Raw genomic sequence first — 3,535 nt, forward strand, 5'->3', positions numbered from 1 at the left:
GGCACGACGTCAGTGCCGGCATCCCCCCTCTGGAGGAATCCTCTTGTTCAGCGCCATCGCGCGGGTCTTCCGCACTCCCGACCTTCGGCGGAAGATCGCATTCACTCTGGCGATCATCGCCCTGTACCGCTTCGGCGCGCATGTGCCGGCGCCGTTCGTCGACTTCCCGAACGTGCAGGAGTGTCTGCGCCAGTCGTCGGGGACCGAGGGCCTGCTGTCGCTCGTCAACCTGTTCTCGGGCGGTGCGCTGCTGCAGCTGTCGATCTTCGCGCTCGGCGTCATGCCGTACATCACCGCGACGATCATCGTGCAGCTGCTGCGCGTGGTCATCCCGCACTTCGAGACCCTCTACAAGGAGGGCCAGGCGGGCCAGGCCAAGCTGACGCAGTACACGCGCTACCTCACGATCGCGCTGGCGCTCCTTCAGTCCACGACGCTCGTCACGGTCGCCCGCAGCGGCGCCCTGTTCGGCACCACCAACATCCCCGAGTGCGACCAGCTCCTCACCAATGACGTGTGGTGGGCGCAGCTGCTGATGATCATCACGATGACGGCCGGCACGGGCCTCATCATGTGGTTCGCCGAGCTCGTCACCGAGCGCGGCATCGGCAACGGCATGTCGCTGCTCATCTTCACGTCGATCGCCGCGCAGTTCCCGGTGTCGATGTGGGCCATCTGGCAGTCCAAGGGCTTCGAGGTCTTCCTCCTCGTGCTGGCGGTCGGCGTGGTCGTCGTCGGGCTCGTCGTCTTCGTCGAGCAGTCCCAGCGACGCATCCCGGTGCAGTACGCCAAGCGCATGGTGGGTCGCCGCACCTACGGCGGCACGAACACCTACATCCCGATCAAGGTGAACATGGCCGGCGTCGTGCCCGTCATCTTCGCGTCGTCGCTGCTGTACATCCCGGCGCTCATCGCGCAGTTCAACCAGCCGCAGGCCGGTCAGGATGTGCCGGGCTGGGTCACGTGGATCAACCTGTACCTGGTCAAGGGCGACCACCCGCTGTACATGATCCTGTACTTCCTGCTCATCGTCGGGTTCACGTACTTCTACGTCGCGATCACGTTCAACCCCGTGGAGGTCGCCGACAACATGAAGAAGTACGGCGGATTCATCCCGGGTATCCGAGCGGGTCGCCCCACGGCCGAGTACCTGGACTACGTCCTCACCCGCATCACGCTCCCGGGCTCGATCTACCTCGGTCTGATCGCGCTCCTGCCGCTGATCGCGCTGGCGACGGTCGGGGCCAACCAGAACTTCCCGTTCGGCGGCGCCTCCATCCTCATCATCGTCGGTGTCGGCCTCGAGACCGTGAAGCAGATCGACGCGCAGCTGCAGCAGCGCCACTACGAAGGGCTCCTCCGATGACGCGACTCCTGATCGTGGGCCCGCAGGGCTCGGGCAAGGGCACCCAGGGCATCCGCATCGCGGAGGCGTTCGGCATCCCCGCCATCTCGACCGGCGACGTGTTCCGCGGCGCGGTGGCGGCGGGCTCCGAGCTCGGCCAGCAGGTGAAGGCCATCATCGAGGCCGGCGACCTGGTCCCCGACGAGCTGACCAGCGCGGTCGTGCGTGAGCGGCTGTCGGAAGGGGACGCCGCAGGCGGGTTCCTGCTCGACGGGTACCCCCGCAACGTCGCGCAGGTGATGCACCTCGACGAGTTCCTCGAAGGCCGTGACGAGGAGCTCGACGCGGTCATCCTCCTGGACGTGCCACGCGACGAGAGCATCTCGCGCATCGCCCGTCGCGCCGCCGAGCAGGGCCGCAGCGACGACACGGAAGAGGTCATCGCGAACCGCTTGGCGATCTACGAGCGCGAGACGGCGCCGATCCTCGGCGTGTACGAGGCCCGCGACATCGTCGACCGCATCGACGGCGTCGGCACGCTCGACGAGATCACCGACCGCATCATCGCGGCCCTCGAGGCGCGCGGCCTGGTCCGCGCCGCCGCGGCCTGATCCCGTGGCGCTGCGTCGCTCGATCTACAAGTCGCCCGCTCAGCTGCGGGCGATGGTCGAGCCGGGACTGATCACGGCGGCGGCGCTCGAGGCCGCACGTGCGCTCGTGGCTCCCGGCGTGACAACGCTGGAACTGGATGCCGCGGCCTCCGCGCTCATCACCGCCCGGGGTGCGAAGTCGAACTTCCAGATGGTCCGGGGCTACCGCCACACGATCTGCTCGTCCGTCAACGAGGAGGTCGTCCACGGCATCCCCGGTGACCGTGTGCTCGCTCCTGGCGACATCCTGTCGATCGATGCCGGCGCCGAGTTCAAGGGCTGGAACGGCGACTCCGCGTTCACGATCGTGCTGCCCGACGACACGCGCCCCGAGGTGGTCGCCGAGCGGCAGCGCCTCTCGGACGTGACCGAGGGATCGATGTGGGCGGGTATCGCGGCACTCGCGAGCGCGAGGCACATCGGCGAGATCGGCGCGGCGATCCAGGAGCACATCGAAGCGAATTCGCCCGAGTCGGGCACCTACGGCATCCTGCGCGAGTACGTGGGCCACGGCATCGGGCGCAAGATGCACGAGTCCCCGTCGGTCTTCAACTACCGCGTTCCCGACCCGGGTCCCGAGGTGCGTCCGGGCCTCGTGCTCGCGATCGAGCCCATGGTCGTCATCGGCGACCAGGCGACCTTCGTCGAGGATGACGGCTGGACGGTGTCCACGGTCGACGGCACGGCCGGTTCACATTGGGAACATAGCGTCGCCGTGCACGATGACGGTATCTGGGTGCTCACCGCACCCGATGGGGGAGCCGCGGGACTTGCACCCTTCGGCGTGACCCCGCGCGCGATCGCCTAGGAGGCAGGCAGTGGCACAGGCAGTGAAGAAGACGAACTGGTTCGCGATCTGGGTGACGGTGGGCGTCGTGATCGCCCTCGTCCTGGTGACGGTCCTGGTCGTGACCCTCAACAACGCTGCGGCGCCCAAGCCGCTGCCGACCGAGGTGAACACGCCGTCCGCGTCCAACATCGACGCCGAGACGGGCGCGATCCACGTCGGCGAGGGATCTGACAGCCTGGCGACGTACATCGACTTCATGTGCCCCATCTGCGGCCAGTTCGAGGAGACGTACGGCTCCGAGATCCAGGGCATGGTCGACGACGGCAGCATCACCCTCGACATCCACCCGATCTCGATCCTCGACTCGCAGTCGCAGAACACCCAGTACTCCACGCGTGCGGCGAACGCCGCGTACTGCGTGGCGGTGGCGGATGCCGACAAGTCGCTGCCGTTCCTGCAGCAGATGTTCGCGAACCAGCCGACCGAGGGCTCGAAGGGCCTCACGAACAAGGAGATCCTCGGCATCGCGTCGGACGTGGGCGTGAGCGGCATCGACTCGTGCGTGAACGACGGCACGTACGCCGGCTACGTCACCGAGATGACGTTGAAGACCCCGATCCAGCCGGGTTCGCAGGGCATCGGCACGCCGACGATCGCCGTCAACGGCACGGTCATCGCGAACTCGCAGCTCCCGCCCGCCGGGCAGCTGAGCACGCTGTTCCAGTAGCAGTCGACAGAAGGGTGGATGCC

General features: G+C 67.4%; 4 protein-coding genes. All 4 read left to right on the forward strand.

Features of this window, described 5'->3' with window-relative positions:
* Window positions 1-43: 43 nt before the first annotated feature.
* Genes secY through ACTHNQ_RS09000 form a run of 4 tightly spaced genes read left to right on the forward strand, consistent with a single transcriptional unit; the run spans window position 44 to window position 3,512 of the window.
* A complete protein-coding gene (secY, locus tag ACTHNQ_RS08985; RefSeq protein ID WP_018171463.1) occupies window positions 44-1,366 on the forward strand; it encodes a preprotein translocase subunit SecY in 1,323 nt (440 codons plus the stop codon).
* Window positions 1,363-1,956 carry an adenylate kinase gene (locus tag ACTHNQ_RS08990; protein WP_440332970.1) on the forward strand — a complete coding sequence of 198 codons (594 nt, stop codon included), beginning with the start codon at window positions 1,363-1,365 and terminating at the stop codon, window positions 1,954-1,956. The genes secY and ACTHNQ_RS08990 overlap by 4 nt, the downstream gene beginning before the upstream one ends.
* A 4-nt stretch (window positions 1,957-1,960) precedes the next feature.
* Entirely contained in the window at window positions 1,961-2,803 is an 843-nt protein-coding gene (map, locus tag ACTHNQ_RS08995; RefSeq protein ID WP_440332971.1) for a type I methionyl aminopeptidase, read from the forward strand.
* A gap of 10 nt (window positions 2,804-2,813) precedes the next feature.
* On the forward strand, window positions 2,814-3,512 hold the full coding sequence (locus tag ACTHNQ_RS09000; protein ID WP_440332973.1) for a DsbA family protein: 699 nt from the start codon (window positions 2,814-2,816) through the stop codon (window positions 3,510-3,512).
* Window positions 3,513-3,535: the final 23 nt, after the last annotated feature.

Origin of the sequence: Microbacterium sp., from assembly GCF_051953575.1 — a bacterium.
Taxonomy (GTDB): Bacteria; Actinomycetota; Actinomycetes; order Actinomycetales; family Microbacteriaceae; genus Microbacterium.

Excerpts from the sequence above, each read along its gene's own strand:
- ACTHNQ_RS08990 (WP_440332970.1), top strand. The coding sequence starts at position 1,363 with ATGACGCGACTCCTGATCGTGGGCCCGCAGGGCTCGGGCAAGGGCACC.